Origin of the sequence: Pseudomonas sp. VE 267-6A (genome assembly GCF_024126555.1) — a bacterium.
Classification (GTDB): Bacteria; Pseudomonadota; Gammaproteobacteria; order Pseudomonadales; family Pseudomonadaceae; genus Aquipseudomonas; species Aquipseudomonas palmensis.
Window position 1 is genome coordinate 171428 of record NZ_JAMYBY010000007.1, and the last position, 13774, is coordinate 185201.

At 65.0% G+C, this 13774-nt stretch carries 14 protein-coding genes and 1 pseudogene; 11 read left to right on the plus strand and 4 right to left on the minus strand.

The features are described from left to right. Positions 1-62 precede the first annotated feature (62 nt). Both NJH59_RS10220 and pdeM read left to right on the plus strand, forming a co-directional pair. Positions 63-2522 (plus strand): ligase-associated DNA damage response DEXH box helicase, encoded by a 2460-nt coding sequence (locus NJH59_RS10220; RefSeq protein WP_253086742.1) that lies wholly within the window; start codon positions 63-65, stop codon positions 2520-2522. Then, complete coding sequence (gene pdeM, locus NJH59_RS10225) at positions 2523-3182, plus strand: ligase-associated DNA damage response endonuclease PdeM (RefSeq protein WP_253086743.1); 660 nt, start codon at positions 2523-2525, stop codon at positions 3180-3182. It begins immediately after the preceding gene. A 2-nt stretch (positions 3183-3184) separates the two neighbouring features. Here the strand turns inward: pdeM and NJH59_RS10230 are convergent, their stop codons facing one another. Together NJH59_RS10230 and dcd are read right to left on the minus strand one after the other, a co-directional pair. Further along, on the minus strand, positions 3185-3412 hold the full coding sequence (locus NJH59_RS10230) for a hypothetical protein (RefSeq protein ID WP_058540970.1): 228 nt from the start codon (positions 3410-3412) through the stop codon (positions 3185-3187). Between the two features lie 100 nt (positions 3413-3512). Further along, complete coding sequence (gene dcd, locus NJH59_RS10235) at positions 3513-4079, minus strand: dCTP deaminase (RefSeq protein ID WP_028943496.1); 567 nt, start codon at positions 4077-4079, stop codon at positions 3513-3515. A gap of 350 nt (positions 4080-4429) precedes the next feature. On the opposite strand from dcd, the gene NJH59_RS10240 reads away from it, so the two are divergent. After that, on the plus strand, positions 4430-4639 hold the full coding sequence (locus NJH59_RS10240) for a cold-shock protein (protein WP_008365925.1): 210 nt from the start codon (positions 4430-4432) through the stop codon (positions 4637-4639). Between the two features lie 180 nt (positions 4640-4819). Here NJH59_RS10240 and apbC read toward each other — a convergent pair whose 3' ends face one another. After that, entirely contained in the window at positions 4820-5914 is a 1095-nt protein-coding gene (apbC, locus tag NJH59_RS10245; protein WP_058540969.1) for an iron-sulfur cluster carrier protein ApbC, read from the minus strand. Positions 5915-6065: 151 nt separating this feature from the next. Between apbC and metG the strand changes: the two genes are divergently transcribed. The 8 genes and pseudogenes from metG to NJH59_RS10285 all read left to right on the plus strand — a co-directional run bounded on the left by metG (position 6066) and on the right by NJH59_RS10285 (position 12636). After that, entirely contained in the window at positions 6066-8105 is a 2040-nt protein-coding gene (gene metG / locus NJH59_RS10250) for a methionine--tRNA ligase (protein WP_043861961.1), read from the plus strand. Between the two features lie 91 nt (positions 8106-8196). Continuing rightward, entirely contained in the window at positions 8197-8772 is a 576-nt protein-coding gene (locus NJH59_RS10255) for an Rnf-Nqr domain containing protein (protein WP_043861962.1), read from the plus strand. Next, positions 8769-9584, plus strand: a pseudogene (locus NJH59_RS10260) (RnfABCDGE type electron transport complex subunit B); the annotation flags it as partial. The gene NJH59_RS10255 and the pseudogene NJH59_RS10260, both read left to right, overlap by 4 nt. 16 nt (positions 9585-9600) lie before the next feature. After that, positions 9601-10584, plus strand: coding sequence for an RnfABCDGE type electron transport complex subunit D (locus tag NJH59_RS10265; RefSeq protein WP_253086744.1), 984 nt, complete (start codon positions 9601-9603; stop codon positions 10582-10584). Beyond that, complete coding sequence (locus tag NJH59_RS10270; RefSeq protein WP_253086745.1) at positions 10581-11195, plus strand: RnfABCDGE type electron transport complex subunit G; 615 nt, start codon at positions 10581-10583, stop codon at positions 11193-11195. Before NJH59_RS10265 ends, NJH59_RS10270 begins: the two co-directional genes overlap by 4 nt. Then, positions 11188-11709: an Rnf-Nqr domain containing protein gene (locus NJH59_RS10275; RefSeq protein WP_236176556.1), complete on the plus strand. Its 522-nt coding sequence runs from the start codon at positions 11188-11190 to the stop codon at positions 11707-11709. Before NJH59_RS10270 ends, NJH59_RS10275 begins: the two co-directional genes overlap by 8 nt. 4 nt (positions 11710-11713) lie before the next feature. Continuing rightward, on the plus strand, positions 11714-12352 hold the full coding sequence (gene nth / locus NJH59_RS10280; RefSeq protein WP_043861967.1) for an endonuclease III: 639 nt from the start codon (positions 11714-11716) through the stop codon (positions 12350-12352). A gap of 104 nt (positions 12353-12456) precedes the next feature. After that, positions 12457-12636 carry a PA3496 family putative envelope integrity protein gene (locus NJH59_RS10285; RefSeq protein ID WP_043861968.1) on the plus strand — a complete coding sequence of 60 codons (180 nt, stop codon included), beginning with the start codon at positions 12457-12459 and terminating at the stop codon, positions 12634-12636. 75 nt (positions 12637-12711) lie between these two features. Here NJH59_RS10285 and NJH59_RS10290 read toward each other — a convergent pair whose 3' ends face one another. Further along, positions 12712-13338, minus strand: coding sequence for a response regulator transcription factor (locus tag NJH59_RS10290; protein WP_043861969.1), 627 nt, complete (start codon positions 13336-13338; stop codon positions 12712-12714). Between the last annotated feature and the right edge of the window lie 436 nt (positions 13339-13774).

Below are 13774 nucleotides of genomic sequence, written 5' to 3' on the forward strand. Positions count from 1 at the left end.
AAACTAATGCCGGGCATTGATGGTCTGTGAAGACACACCCACTGCCCACAAGCGGCCCCGGCATGCGTAAACCGTCCGACCTTGCTGGCCCCTGGTTTGCCACCCGTGGCTGGAAGCCCTTCGCCTTTCAGAAGCGCGTGTGGGCCGCCGTCGCCCGCGGCGAATCCGGGTTGCTGCATGCCAGCACCGGCGCCGGCAAAACCTACGCCCTGTGGCTGGCCGCGCTGCAACACCTCCATGCCCAGGACACGCCACGCGCCAAGCACCCGGCACCGCTGCAAGTGCTGTGGATCACCCCCATGCGCGCCCTGGCCGCCGATACCGCGCGGGCCTTGCAGGCGCCACTGGACGCGTTGCAGATTCACTGGAGCCTGGGCGTGCGCAGCGGCGACACCTCCAGCGCCGAGCGTGCCCGCCAGAGCCGGCGCCTGCCCAGTGCCCTGATCACCACCCCCGAAAGCCTGACCCTGCTGCTGACCCGCGATGCGGCGCAGAGCGAGTTCGCCAGCCTGCGCCTGGTGGTGGTGGACGAATGGCACGAGCTGCTCGGCAACAAGCGCGGTGTACAACTGCAACTGGCCCTGGCGCGCCTGCGCCGCTGGCACCCGGGCCTGATCGTATGGGGCATCTCGGCCACCCTGGGCAACCTGGAGCATGCCCGCGACGTGCTGCTGCCCGAGGGCGGTTGCCTGGTGCAAGGCCGCCAGGACAAGCGCATCGAGGTCGATACCCTGCTGCCCGAAGCCATCGAGCGCTTCCCCTGGGCCGGGCACATGGGGCTCAAGATGCTCGCGCAGGTGCGCGATGAGGTGGCGCGCAGCAGCAGTTGCCTGGTGTTCACCAACACCCGCGCCCAGGCCGAGCTGTGGTATCAGGCGCTGCTGGAGGCGCGCCCCGACTGGGCCGGCATCATTGCCCTGCATCACGCCTCGCTGGCCCGCGAAACCCGCAACTGGGTCGAGCAGAGCCTGAAACAGGGCCAGCTCAAGGCAGTGGTATGTACCTCAAGCCTCGACCTGGGGGTGGATTTTCTGCCCGTCGAACGGGTGTTGCAGATCGGCTCGGCCAAGGGCGTGGCGCGTCTGATGCAGCGCGCCGGACGCTCGGGGCACGCGCCGGGCCGCCCTTCGCGGGTGACCCTGGTACCGACCCACAGCCTGGAGCTGGTGGAGGCCGCCGCCGCCCGCGAGGCCGTGGCAGCACGCCAGATAGAGGCAAGGCGCTCTCCGGCGCTGTGCATGGATGTGCTGGTGCAGCACCTGGTGAGCATGGCCCTGGGGGCCGGGTTTCGCCCCGCGCAACTGCTCGAGGAAGTGCGCAGCACCTGGGCCTATCGGCACCTGCGCGACGAACAGTGGCAATGGGCGCTGGAATTCGTGCGCAACGGCGGTGCCTCGCTGGGCGCCTACCCTGACTATCACCGGGTCATCGAAGCGCCGGACGGGGTATGGCGGGTGGCCAACGCGCGCCTGGCGCGCCGCCACCGCATGGGCATCGGCACCATCGTCAGCGATGCGAGCATCCAGCTGAAGTTCTGGAGCAAGGGAGGCGGCGGGCGCAACCTGGGCAGTGTCGAGGAAGCCTTCGTTGCCCGCCTGCGCCCGGGCGATGCCTTCCTGTTCGCCGGGCGCACGCTGGAGCTGGTGCGCATCGACAACATGACCGCCTATGTGCGTCGCAGCACCGCACGCAAACCTGCCGTACCACGCTGGAACGGCGGGCGCATGCCGCTTTCCAGCGAGCTGGCCAGGGCCGTGGTCGAGCAGCTCGACAGCGCCGCGCACGGTCGCTACCACGGGCCGGCCATGCAGGCGGTCAAGCCATTGCTGGAGCTGCAGCGGCGCTGGTCGGTGATCCCCACCCACGACATGCTGCTGGCCGAGACCTGGACCTCGCGTCAGGGCTGCCATCTGTTTCTCTATCCATTTGCCGGGCGCACCACCCACCTTGGGCTGGCCAGCCTGCTGGCGTGGCGCTACAGCCGCAGCCAGCCGGCGAGTTTCTCGATTGCGGTGAACGACTATGGCCTGGAACTGCTGTGCCCTGGCGAAGTGCCGTGGGCGGCCATGCTGCCGGACCTGCTGAGCCCCGATGGACTGCTCGAGGACGTGCTGGCCAGCCTGAATGCCGGCGAAATGACCATGCGCCGTTTTCGCGAAATCGCGCAGATCTCCGGGCTGGTGTTCGGCGGCTATCCCGGCTCGCACAAGAGCACCCGGCAGATCCAGGCGTCCAGCGGCCTGTTCTTCGAGGTGTTCCGCCAGCACGACGCGGGCAACCTGCTGCTGGGCCAGGCCCGTGACGAGGTACTGAACGCAGAGCTTGAGATCGACCGGCTGGCGCAGGTACTGAGCCGGCTGGGCGGTTTGCGCCTGCATCTGCAGCCGCTTGCGCGCCCGGGCCCGCTGGCCTTTCCGCTGCTGGTGGAAGGCATGCGCGAAACCCTGAGCACGGAAAAGCTCGCCGACCGCATCGCCCGCATGGTCGCCGACCTGGAAAAGGCCGCGAGCCGGGAGCGCTGAATGAGTCACTGCCTGAACATCGACGTACACGGCGAGCAGCTCTGGCTGCTGGGGGACAAGGCGCTGTACTGGCCGGCGCGCAGGGTGATGCTGGTGGCCGATGTGCATATCGGCAAGGCGGCGGCATTTCGCGCCCAGCACCTGCCCGTGCCCCGCGGCACCACGCAATCGATCCTGCAACGCCTGGACCGGCTGCTGACCAGCTACCCGTGCGAAGAGCTGATCGTGCTGGGCGACTTTCTGCACGCACGCACCGGCCGCGCCGCGGCCACGCTGGAACGCGTGCGGCAATGGCGGGAACGGCACGCCCGGCTGAAGATCACGCTGATACGCGGCAACCACGACCTGCATGCCGGCGACCCGCCCGAGGGGCTGCGCATCGATGTGCTTGACGGCCCGCTGCTGCTGGGGCCGTTCGCCTTGCAGCACGAGCCCGAGCCCCATGCCACGCACCTGGTGCTGGCCGGCCACGTACACCCGGTGTATGTGCTGCGGGGGCGCGCGCGGCAACGCCTGCGCCTGCCCTGCTTCGTGATCGGCGAACGGCTCGGCCTGCTGCCGGCCTTCGGGGACTTCACCGGCGGCTGGGCAGTGCAGCCTCAGCCGGGTGAGCGCGTGTACCTGACGGCAGACGCGCAGGTATGGCCGGTCAAGCCCTAGGCTCAGGCAACCGGTGCCGGTGGCGGTTCATCAGGAAGTGTGGGTTCACCCGGTTCCATCGGCGGGTTATCGCCTGGCTGCGGCGGCGACGGGGTGTCCGGGCCAGGCTGGCCGGGGACGCCACCGGCCTGCATCAGTGGCGGCTGCGCGAGCAATGACCAGGCCACCAGCCCGATCTGATTGGGCTGCAGCACGGCAAGTTTGGCGCTGATTGAGGGGTCGAGTTTCATAGGCGGCTCCTGAGCGAAGTCCGACACGCCTCCTGGCGTGCCGGGACGGTTCATCTGCTTGGAGTGCCTTGCCGGCGAGTAATTCCCTCGCTTCGTCGGCTCAGGTGCGCGGCAGGGTCACACCACGCTGGCCCTGGTACTTGCCGCCGCGGTCCTTATAGGACACTTCGCACTCTTCGTCGGACTCCAGGAACAGCATCTGCGCCACGCCTTCGTTGGCGTAGATCTTGGCCGGCAGGGTGGTGGTGTTGGAGAACTCCAGGGTCACGTGGCCTTCCCACTCCGGCTCGAGCGGGGTGACGTTGACGATGATGCCGCAACGGGCATAGGTGCTCTTGCCCAGGCAGATGGTCAGCACGTTGCGCGGGATGCGGAAGTACTCGACGGTGCGCGCCAGGGCGAAGGAGTTGGGCGGGATGATGCACACGTCGCTCTTGACGTCGACGAAGCTGCCGGCGTCGAAGTTTTTCGGATCGACGGTGGCCGAATTGATGTTGGTGAACACCTTGAACTCGTCGGCGCAGCGCACGTCGTAGCCGTAGCTGGAGACGCCGAAGGAGATCAGCCGGTTGTCGCTTTCGCCGCGTACCTGACGCTCGACGAAGGGCTCGATCATGCCGTGTTCCTGCGCCATGCGGCGAATCCACTTGTCCGATTTGATGCTCATGGCGGGTGTCCTGAAATAGCGTGGTGAAGAAATTCTGTGGGGCATCTTACCGGGCCCGGCGCCGGGTTCAAAGTTCCGTGCGGTGTTGGCGGCAAGATCCGCGTCATACGGGGCCTGCGCGGGGTATCGCGGCGCCGCCAGTCTTGAATTGCACGAAAGCTGAACAAGACCATTGGCACGTTCTGGAAAAAGGGTTATGGTGACGCCACTGTGCTGCACGTGTCACTGAGAATCTCTACCTGATGCAAGATCTCGATCAACCCATCTTCATGAATTTTCTGCCTCTTTGCACTCAGTCTCGGCCAGGGCGTTTCCTGAGCCGTAATTAACTTTGTCCAAGGAGACAGACCATGTCCAATCGCCAAACCGGTACCGTTAAGTGGTTCAACGATGAAAAAGGCTTCGGCTTCATCACCCCACAATCCGGTGACGACCTGTTCGTACACTTCAAAGCCATTCAAGCTGACGGCTTCAAAAGCCTGAAAGAAGGCCAGCAGGTCTCTTTCGTCGCTACCCGCGGTCAGAAAGGCATGCAAGCTGAAGAAGTACAAGTTATCTAACTTGCGCTTCACTGCTTGAAAAAAGCCCTGCCCTCACCGGCGGGGCTTTTTTTTGCCTTGCCGGTGGGCCTGCCCGTAGGAGCCGGCGTTGCCGGCGAAGGCAACACCGCAGTACCTGCCTGGTGATGCAGTGGGCCCTTCGCCGACAACGCCGGCTCCTACACAGGCGAGGGTATCGACTCAGTCTTCGCTGATGGTGATATTGGGCATCGCCGGCGCCGCCGCTTCCTGCAGCACGATGCGCGCCCCCACCTGCCGTGCCAGTTCCTGGTACACCATGGCAATCTGGCTTTCAGGCTCGGCAATCGCGGTCGGCTTGCCGCTGTCGGCCTGCTCGCGAATCAGCATCGACAGGGGCAGCGAAGCCAGCAGCTCCACACCGTACTGCGCCGCCAGCTTCTCGCCACCACCTTCACCGAACAGGTGCTCGGCATGCCCGCAGTTCGAGCAGATATGCACGGCCATGTTCTCGACCACGCCCAGCACCGGGATATTCACCTTGCGGAACATCTCCACACCCTTTTTCGCGTCCAGCAGCGCAAGGTCCTGCGGCGTGGTCACGATCACCGAACCAGCCACCGGCACCTTCTGCGCCAGGGTCAGCTGGATGTCGCCGGTGCCCGGCGGCATGTCGATCACCAGGTAGTCGAGGTTGTCCCAGGCGGTCTGGGTCACCAGTTGCAGCAACGCACCGGAGACCATCGGGCCACGCCATACCATCGGCGTGTTGTCGTCGGTAAGAAACGCCATCGACATGACTTCCACGCCATGCGCACGCAACGGCACGAACCACTTCTGGTCGCGGATCTGCGGCCGGGTCCCTTCGGCGATACCGAACATCACGCCCTGGCTGGGGCCATAGATGTCGGCATCCAGGATACCCACCCGCGCCCCTTCACGGGCCAGGGCCAGGGCCAGGTTGGCGGCGGTGGTGGACTTGCCCACACCGCCCTTGCCCGAGGCAACGGCCACGATGTTCTTGACGTTGGCCAGGCCCGGAATCTGCGCCTGGGCCTTGTGCGCGGCGATCACACAGGTGATCTCGACCTGTGCCGAGGCCACGCCCTCGATCCCCTCGACGGCAGTCTGCAGCACCTGGGCCCAGCCGTTCTTGAACAGGCCGGCGGCATAGCCCAGCTCCAGGGCCACGCTGACCCGGTCGCCCTGGATATCGATGCTGCGCACACACCCGGCGCTGACCGGGTCCTGGTTCAGGTAAGGGTCGGTGTATTGGCGAAGGACGGTTTCAACCGCTGCGCGAGTGACGGCGCTCATGGAGACTCCCGATAAAAGACTGAATGAAACAGGTCGCTATGCTAACCCGTGAAACAACGGCAGATACGTCCATGGGGTGAAATATATTTCCCATCGTTTTATAGTGGCCGATCACCGTTCATACCCTGTAGCCGAAAGTAGCCGAGCCCCCATGTCCGAGCCACGCCAGATTCTCGTCACCAGCGCCCTGCCCTATGCCAACGGGTCGATCCACCTTGGCCACATGCTCGAGTACGTTCAGACAGACATGTGGGTGCGCTTCCAGAAGTACCGCGGCAACCAGTGCACCTACGTGTGCGCCGACGACGCGCACGGTTCGGCGATCATGCTGCGCGCCGAGAAAGAAGGCATTACCCCCGAGCAACTGATCGCGAACGTGCAGGCCGAGCACTGCGGCGACTTTGCCGACTTTCTGGTGGAGTTCGACAACTACCATTCGACCCACGCCGACGAAAACCGCGAGCTGTCGAGCCAGATCTACCTGAAACTGCGTGACGCCGGGCATATCGCCACGCGCTCGGTCACCCAGTATTTCGACCCCGACAAGCAGATGTTCCTGGCCGACCGCTTCATCAAGGGCACCTGCCCCAAATGCGCGGCCGACGACCAGTATGGCGACAACTGCGAAAAATGCGGCGCCACCTACGCACCGACCGAACTGAAGAACCCCAAGTCGGCGATCTCCGGCGCCACCCCGGTGCTCAGGGACTCCCAGCACTTCTTCTTCAAGCTGCCCGACTTCCAGGCCATGCTGCAGCAGTGGACCCGCAGCGGCACACTGCAGGACGCCGTGGCCAACAAGTTGGCCGAATGGCTGGATTCCGGCCTGCAGGAATGGGACATCTCCCGTGATGCGCCGTACTTCGGCTTCGAGATCCCGGGCGAGCCGGGCAAGTACTTCTATGTGTGGCTGGACGCGCCGATCGGCTACATGGCCAGCTTCAAGAACCTGTGCGACCGCACGCCGGAACTGGACTTCGACGCCTACTGGAAAAAAGACTCCAGCGCCGAGCTGTACCACTTCATCGGCAAGGACATCGTCAACTTCCACGCGCTGTTCTGGCCGGCCATGCTCGAAGGCGCCGGCTACCGCAAGCCGACCGCAATCAACGTGCACGGCTACCTGACGGTCAACGGCCAGAAGATGTCCAAGTCCCGTGGCACCTTCATCAAGGCGCGCACCTACCTCGACCACCTGTCGCCGGAATACCTGCGCTACTACTACGCGGCCAAGCTGGGCCGTGGCGTGGATGACCTGGACCTGAACCTGGAAGACTTCGTGCAGAAGGTCAACTCGGACCTGATCGGCAAGGTGGTCAACATCGCCAGCCGCTGCGCAGGGTTCATCCACAAGGGTAACGGCGGCGTGATGGTGGCCGGCGACGCCGCACCGGAGCTGACCGAGGCCTTCCTGGCTGCGGCACCGGGTATCGCCGACGCCTACGAAGGCCGCGACTTCGCCCGTGCGATGCGCGAAATCATGGGCCTGGCCGACCGCGCCAACGCCTGGATCGCCGACAAGGCCCCGTGGTCGCTGGCCAAGCAGGAAGGCAAGCAGGACGAAGTGCAGGCCGTGTGCGCCCAGGGCATCAACCTGTTCCGCCAGCTGGTGATCTTCCTCAAGCCGGTGCTGCCGCAACTGGCCAGCGATGCCGAGGCGTTCCTGAACGTCGCGCCGCTGACCTGGAACGACCACCAGAGCCGTCTCGAGAACCACCAGCTGAACCCGTTCAAGGCATTGATGACCCGCATCGACCCGGTCAAGGTGCAAGCCATGGTCGACGCTTCCAAGCAGGACCTGGCCGCCAGCCAGACCAGCGTGGTCACCGGCAACGGCGAGCTGACCAAGGACCCGCTGTCGGCCGAGATCGACTTCGACACCTTTGCCGCCGTCGACCTGCGGGTAGCGCTGATTCTCAAGGCCGAAGCCGTGGAAGGGGCCGACAAGCTGCTGCGACTGACCCTGGACATCGGTGACGAGCAGCGCAACGTGTTCTCCGGCATCAAGTCCGCCTACCCCGACCCGAGCAAGCTGGAAGGTCGTCTGACCATGATGATCGCCAACCTCAAGCCACGCAAAATGCGCTTTGGCGTAAGCGAGGGGATGGTCATGGCCGCAGGCCCTGGCGGCGAGGAGATCTACCTGCTCAGCCCTGACAGCGGCGCCAAGCCGGGTCAGCGCATCAAGTAAGTGCCACGCCCCGACCCTGACCGGCCGGGGCGTTCTCATTGCACCGTGATTGCCGGATAATGGCGCACAGCCTCTTGCCTGTGGCGCGCCCATGACCGAACTGCTCCTTACCCTTATCAGCGCTGCGCTGGTCAACAACCTCGTGTTGCACCAGGCCCTCGCGCTCGACCCGCTGCTGCAGCCCGTCGAGCCGGCGTCACGTCGCCGGGTGCACGCACTGGGGTTGGCGACGCTGGTGCTGATGGTGCTGGCGGTCGTACCGGGGCAGTTGCTTTACCGCTACGGGTTGCGCCCGCTGCAACTGGAGTACCTGCGCCTGTTCGTGTTCCTGCCGCTGTGCGTTCTGCTGGCAGCGCCGGTGCTGAACCGGTTGCAACGCCAACTGCCACACTGGCCGTTCACCGGCCTCAAACCCTTGCTGCTGGGCAATGCCGCCGTCCTGGGCCTTGCCCTGCAAGCCAGCGATGCCACGCTCGACCCGTTCGCCACCCTGGCCCTGAGCCTGGGCGGCGGCCTGGGCTTCTGGCTGGCGCTGTGCCTGTTCGACGACCTGCGCCAACGCAGCGACGCGGCCCCCGTGGCCTTGCGCGGCCTGCCCATCGAGCTGATCGGCGCAGGGATCATGGCCCTGGCCTTTCTCGGTTTCAACGGACTGTTCACCTCATGAGCCTGATTCAACGCATCGACGCCCTGCTGCCCCAGACCCAATGCGGCAAGTGCGGTCATGCCGGCTGCCAGCCTTACGCCCAGGGGCTGGCGGCGGGCGAGGCCATCAACAAGTGCCCACCCGGCGGCAGCGAGACCATTGCCGCACTGGCCGCACTGCTGCAGGTGCCGGTGATTGCCCTGGATACCGACCGCGGCAGTGCGCCCGCCCAGGTCGCCTTCATTCGCGAGGCCGAATGCATCGGTTGCACCAAATGCATCCAGGCCTGCCCGGTGGACGCCATCGTCGGCGCCGCCAAGCTGATGCACACGGTCATCAGCGCCGAATGCACCGGCTGCGACCTGTGCGTGGCGCCTTGCCCGGTCGACTGCATCGACCTGCTGCCACTGCCTGCCGACAGCCCCATCGTGCCGATCGTCGGCGGCCTTGCTCACACCCGGCCACAGCAGCTCGCCCGCGCCGCCCGGCGCAGCCATGCACGCCACCGCTTCGAGCAGCGTGCCCAGCGCCTGCAACGCGAAGAGGCGCGCAAGCAGGCCGAACGCATCGCGCGCAGCCAGCGGCCCGCCCCGAACGCGGCGGCTGCGGTGCCGGCCGACGACCCGATCAAGGCCGCGATTGCGCGGGTGCAGGCGCAAAAGGCTGCAGCCGCCGATGCGGCGCTGAAAAAGGCCAAGATTGCCGCGGCCATGAGTCGCGCCCAGCTGACCAAGGCGCGCACAGCCTTTGGCGACTCGCCAAGCCCGGCGCAGCAAGCGCAACTGGCTGACCTGCAGCAAGCGCAGCAACAGACCCAGGCTCACCTGGAATCACTGCTGGCGGTAAGCGATGCTGCCCGCGCCTGACCCGGGCGAACGCCTGCGCGCCAGCCTGCGCCTGGTGCTGCTGGCGTGCCTGCCCGGCTTGCTGGCACTGACCTGGCTGCACGGTTGGGGCACCCTGCTCAACCTGCTGCTGACCACCACCGCGGCGCTGGCGACCGAAGCGGTGCTGCTGCGCGCCCAGCGCCGCCCGGTGCGTGCTGCACTGGGCGATGGCAGCGCCCTGGTCAGCGCCACGCTGCTGGCCATCGCCCTGCCCGCCTACCTCGCCTGGTGGGTGCCGGTGATTGCCAGCGCAAGCGCCCTGGCCCTGGGCAAGCATGTGTACGGCGGGCTTGGCAAGAATCCGTTCAACCCGGCCATGCTCGGCTATGCCGTGGCCCTGGTCAGCTTTCCGGCCCAGATGACCCAGTGGCCCGGGCCGCAACCGCTGGACCTGGGCACCAGCCTCGAAGCGGTGTTCGGCTTGGCCGTCCGACCCGACGCCTGGGCCCAGGCGACGGTGCTGGATGTGGTGCGCCACAACCAGAGCCTGACCATCGACGAACTGTCCGGCCAGCACCCGGCCTTCGGCCGATTCGCCGGCGCAGGCAGCGAGTGGGTCGCCCTGGCCTTCCTGGCCGGTGGCCTGTTGTTGCTGCAGCGCAAGGTGTTCAGCTGGCATGCCCCGGTGGCCATGCTGGGCAGCCTGTTCATCATGAGCCTGCTGGGCTGGAACGGCTCGGGCTCCGACTCCAATGGCTCGCCGCTGTTTCACCTGCTGGCCGGCTCCAGCCTGTTCGTCGCGTTCTTCATCGTCACCGAACCGGTCAGCGGCCCCAGGGCGGCCAGCGCACGCCTGCTGTTCGGCGCCGGGGTGGGCGTGCTGGTCTATCTGATCCGTACCTGGGGTAGCTACCCCGACGGCAGTGCGTTCGCCGTGCTGCTGATGAACCTGTGCGTGCCGGCGCTCGAACGCTGGGCCGCGCGGCGCCAAGGGCAGCCGGCATGACCCCCCGGGCGCGTGCAGTGCTGCTGGTGGCGGCCGTGGCGTGCCTGGCCATCGGCTGCGCCATTGGCTGGGCGCAGTTGAACGCCGCGCGTATCAGCCAGGCTGAACTGCAGCTCAAGGCCAGGAGCCTGCTGAGCGTGCTGCCGGCAGAGCGCTACGACAACCAGCCGCTGCAACGCCCCCTCGCACTGCCCGCACCGACCCTGGCCCATAGCACCCTGCTGGCCGGCTACCGCGCGACCCTGCTCGGCCAGCCCAGCGCCGTGGTGCTGCACAGCCGGGTTCAGGGCTATGGGGGGCCACTGGACCTGCTGATCGCCATCGACAGCCACGGCCGCCTGCTGGCCACCCGGGTGCTGCAGCACCAGGAAACGCCAGGGCTTGGCGGCAAGTTGAGTGAACCGGGCAACACCTGGCTACGCGGGTTCGAGGGCCGCACGCTGGCGGACACCCCCGATCCGGCCTGGGCCCTCAAGCGCGATGCCGGCCAGTTCGACCAGCTGGCCGGCGCCAGCGTGACCTCCCGCGCAGTGATCCAGGCGGTGCACGATGCCCTGCGCTACTTCGACGAACACTCCCTCTATCTGCTGGGTACCGGTGAACATGAATAGCCGCAGCCTGCTCATCCTCAGCCTGGCCCCGATGCTGGGCGCCAGCCAGACCCTGGCCCAGGCCGCAGCGGTGGCGTTGTTCAGCCTGTTGAGCCTGTGCCTGCACCGGTTGTGCATGACGCCCTTGCGCCCGCTGCTGCAAGGGCTGCAGACCACGCTGGTCAGCGTGCTGCTGGCGGCGATGCTGGTGACCTGCCTGGAGCTGAGCCTGCGCGCCTGGGCCCTGGAGGTTCACGCGCAACTGGGCATCTACCCGGCGCTGATCGCACTGCAATGCGTGCTGCTGGAACAGTGCTTCGAGCGCCATCGCGGCGTCGCGCAAGGCCTGCTGGTGGTCATCGGCTTGTGTACAGTGCACCTGCTGCTGGGCCTGTGCCGCGAACTGCTGGGCTCTGCCGGGCTGCGCCTGGCCCAACTGACCCCGGGCGCACTGATCCTGCTGGGCCTGCTACTGGCCATTTTCAACCGGGTGCGGCGCAAGCCGGCCCCCTCTAGCCGTCAAGGAAGCCTCTGAGCCCATGAATGCTGCCAAACGCCTGGAAATCTTTCGCAGGCTGCACGAAGACAACCCGGACCCGAAGACCGAGCTGGCCTACACCACCCCCTTCGAACTGCTGATCGCGGTCATCCTCTCGGCGCAATCCACCGACGTGGGGGTCAACAAGGCCACTGCACGCCTGTACCCGGTGGCCAACACGCCCCAGGCCATCTACGACCTGGGCGTTGAAGGGTTGTCCAGCTACATCAAGACCATCGGCCTGTACAACAGCAAGGCCAAGAACGTCATCGAAACCTGTCGCCTGCTGATCGAGCGCCACGGCGGCGAAGTGCCGCAAACCCGCGAAGCCCTCGAAGCGTTGCCCGGGGTGGGCAGAAAGACGGCCAACGTGGTGCTCAACACCGCATTTCGCCAGCCGACCATGGCGGTGGACACGCATATCTTCCGGGTCAGCAACCGCACCCGTATCGCCCCCGGCAAGACGGTGCTGGAGGTGGAAAAGGCATTGATGAAGTTTGTGCCCAAGGACTATCTGCTGGATGCGCACCACTGGCTGATACTGCATGGGCGCTATGTATGCCAGGCGCGCAAGCCACGCTGTGGAAGCTGCCGTATCGAGGACCTTTGCGAGTACCCGCAAAAAACCTCCGACGATTGAACAAATAGTTGAATCGGTTGCGCACGATTGAAAAAATCTTTTTTACCGGCTCTGAAAATATCGCTATAAGGTGCGCCAATAGCCCTCTTGGCATGGAGTGACTTATGAGCACCGATAACGAAGAGCTGGATATCGACGTCGAGCCGGACACGGCAGACGAACAGGAAACGGAAAGCCCGCCCGAAACGGCGAAGACCAACCTCAGCAAGCGTCGCACCATCGACAACATGCTGGAAGAACGCCGCCTGCAAAAGCAGTTGGCCGATTACGACTTCGATCTTTGACGGCCCACTTCAGGTCGCGGGCGGGCCGTCTCTAGCGCATGCAGGGGCCAGGCAGTCGCCCTGGCAAGGTCTGGTTCACACCAGGCCGTTACGCTGGGCCAGTTCGATAAGGTCCACCAGGGAGCGCGCATTGAGCTTGAGCAACAGGCGCGTCTTGTAGGTACTCACCGTCTTGTTGCTCAGAAACATGCCGTCGGCAATCTCCTTGTTGGTCTTGCCGCGTGCCAGTTGCTGCAGCACCATCATCTCCCGCCCCGACAGACGTTCGACCATATCCGCTTCGCTGGAACCGCCAAGGTTCGAGCGCACCGAGTGCAGGGCCTGGTTGGGGAAGTAGCTGTAACCGGAGAGGACCGCCTTGATGGCGCTGAGCAGCTCGGTAAGGTCCTGCTGCTTGCAGACATAACCCGCGGCGCCCGCCTGCATGCACCGCATCGAAAAATGCCCAGGTGCCTGTGAGGTCAGCACCAGTACCTTTATGTTCACGTCATTGGAGGTCAACCTTGCAATGACCTCCAGCCCATCGAGCTTGGGCATGCCGATATCCAGTATCACGATATCGGGCAGGTGTTTCTTGACCAGCTGCAGCGCGTCCACTCCGTTGTCGGTCTCTGCGACAACTTCATAGCCATGCCGCTCCATCAGCATGCGTACAGCCAGGCGAATGACCGGATGATCATCCACGATCAGCACTTTATTCATGGGCAAAATCCAATTTTCGCTGTTCGATTTTTTGAGCCCGCACAATAGCCTAGTCAACCGGCATAGTGCATTGCAGCTTCCTTGACAGTTGCACGACAAGACCAGACCTACCTAAATAGAAGATTATTCCTACAAAACTTCCTGATAGCAGGCGTTAAGCAGAAACAATCATTGCGTCGTTCGAGGCGTGCATGCAGTGCGAACAAACACTAACACCGCACTCTCGCCACGTTCCATATGACAACGCTCGCCCGCACGCAGGAAATATCCGTGATATTTGACTAACCCGGGTATCAATCCTGTCACGGCGTTTTATCGCGTCGAAGTTGCACCGAAGTATTTCCTGAGGACGATCCATAACCCCCTGAACACCGAAGTACCCAGGCCGCATAGTGGTTCCAAAAACAATGCGAACCCTGACCCTTGCGCCCACGAA

Coding starts and splice junctions, on each gene's coding strand:
- NJH59_RS10270 (WP_253086745.1), top strand. CDS start 10,581: ATGACCCCCCGGGCGCGTGCAGTGCTGCTGGTGGCGGCCGTGGCGTGC.
- metG (WP_043861961.1), top strand. CDS start 6,066: ATGTCCGAGCCACGCCAGATTCTCGTCACCAGCGCCCTGCCCTATGCC.
- NJH59_RS10265 (WP_253086744.1), top strand. CDS start 9,601: ATGCTGCCCGCGCCTGACCCGGGCGAACGCCTGCGCGCCAGCCTGCGC.
- NJH59_RS10275 (WP_236176556.1), top strand. CDS start 11,188: ATGAATAGCCGCAGCCTGCTCATCCTCAGCCTGGCCCCGATGCTGGGC.
- NJH59_RS10220 (WP_253086742.1), top strand. CDS start 63: ATGCGTAAACCGTCCGACCTTGCTGGCCCCTGGTTTGCCACCCGTGGC.
- NJH59_RS10285 (WP_043861968.1), top strand. CDS start 12,457: ATGAGCACCGATAACGAAGAGCTGGATATCGACGTCGAGCCGGACACG.
- nth (WP_043861967.1), top strand. CDS start 11,714: ATGAATGCTGCCAAACGCCTGGAAATCTTTCGCAGGCTGCACGAAGAC.
- apbC (WP_058540969.1), bottom strand. CDS start 5,914: ATGAGCGCCGTCACTCGCGCAGCGGTTGAAACCGTCCTTCGCCAATAC.
- pdeM (WP_253086743.1), top strand. CDS start 2,523: ATGAGTCACTGCCTGAACATCGACGTACACGGCGAGCAGCTCTGGCTG.
- dcd (WP_028943496.1), bottom strand. CDS start 4,079: ATGAGCATCAAATCGGACAAGTGGATTCGCCGCATGGCGCAGGAACAC.
- NJH59_RS10230 (WP_058540970.1), bottom strand. CDS start 3,412: ATGAAACTCGACCCCTCAATCAGCGCCAAACTTGCCGTGCTGCAGCCC.
- NJH59_RS10255 (WP_043861962.1), top strand. CDS start 8,197: ATGACCGAACTGCTCCTTACCCTTATCAGCGCTGCGCTGGTCAACAAC.
- NJH59_RS10240 (WP_008365925.1), top strand. CDS start 4,430: ATGTCCAATCGCCAAACCGGTACCGTTAAGTGGTTCAACGATGAAAAA.
- NJH59_RS10290 (WP_043861969.1), bottom strand. CDS start 13,338: ATGAATAAAGTGCTGATCGTGGATGATCATCCGGTCATTCGCCTGGCT.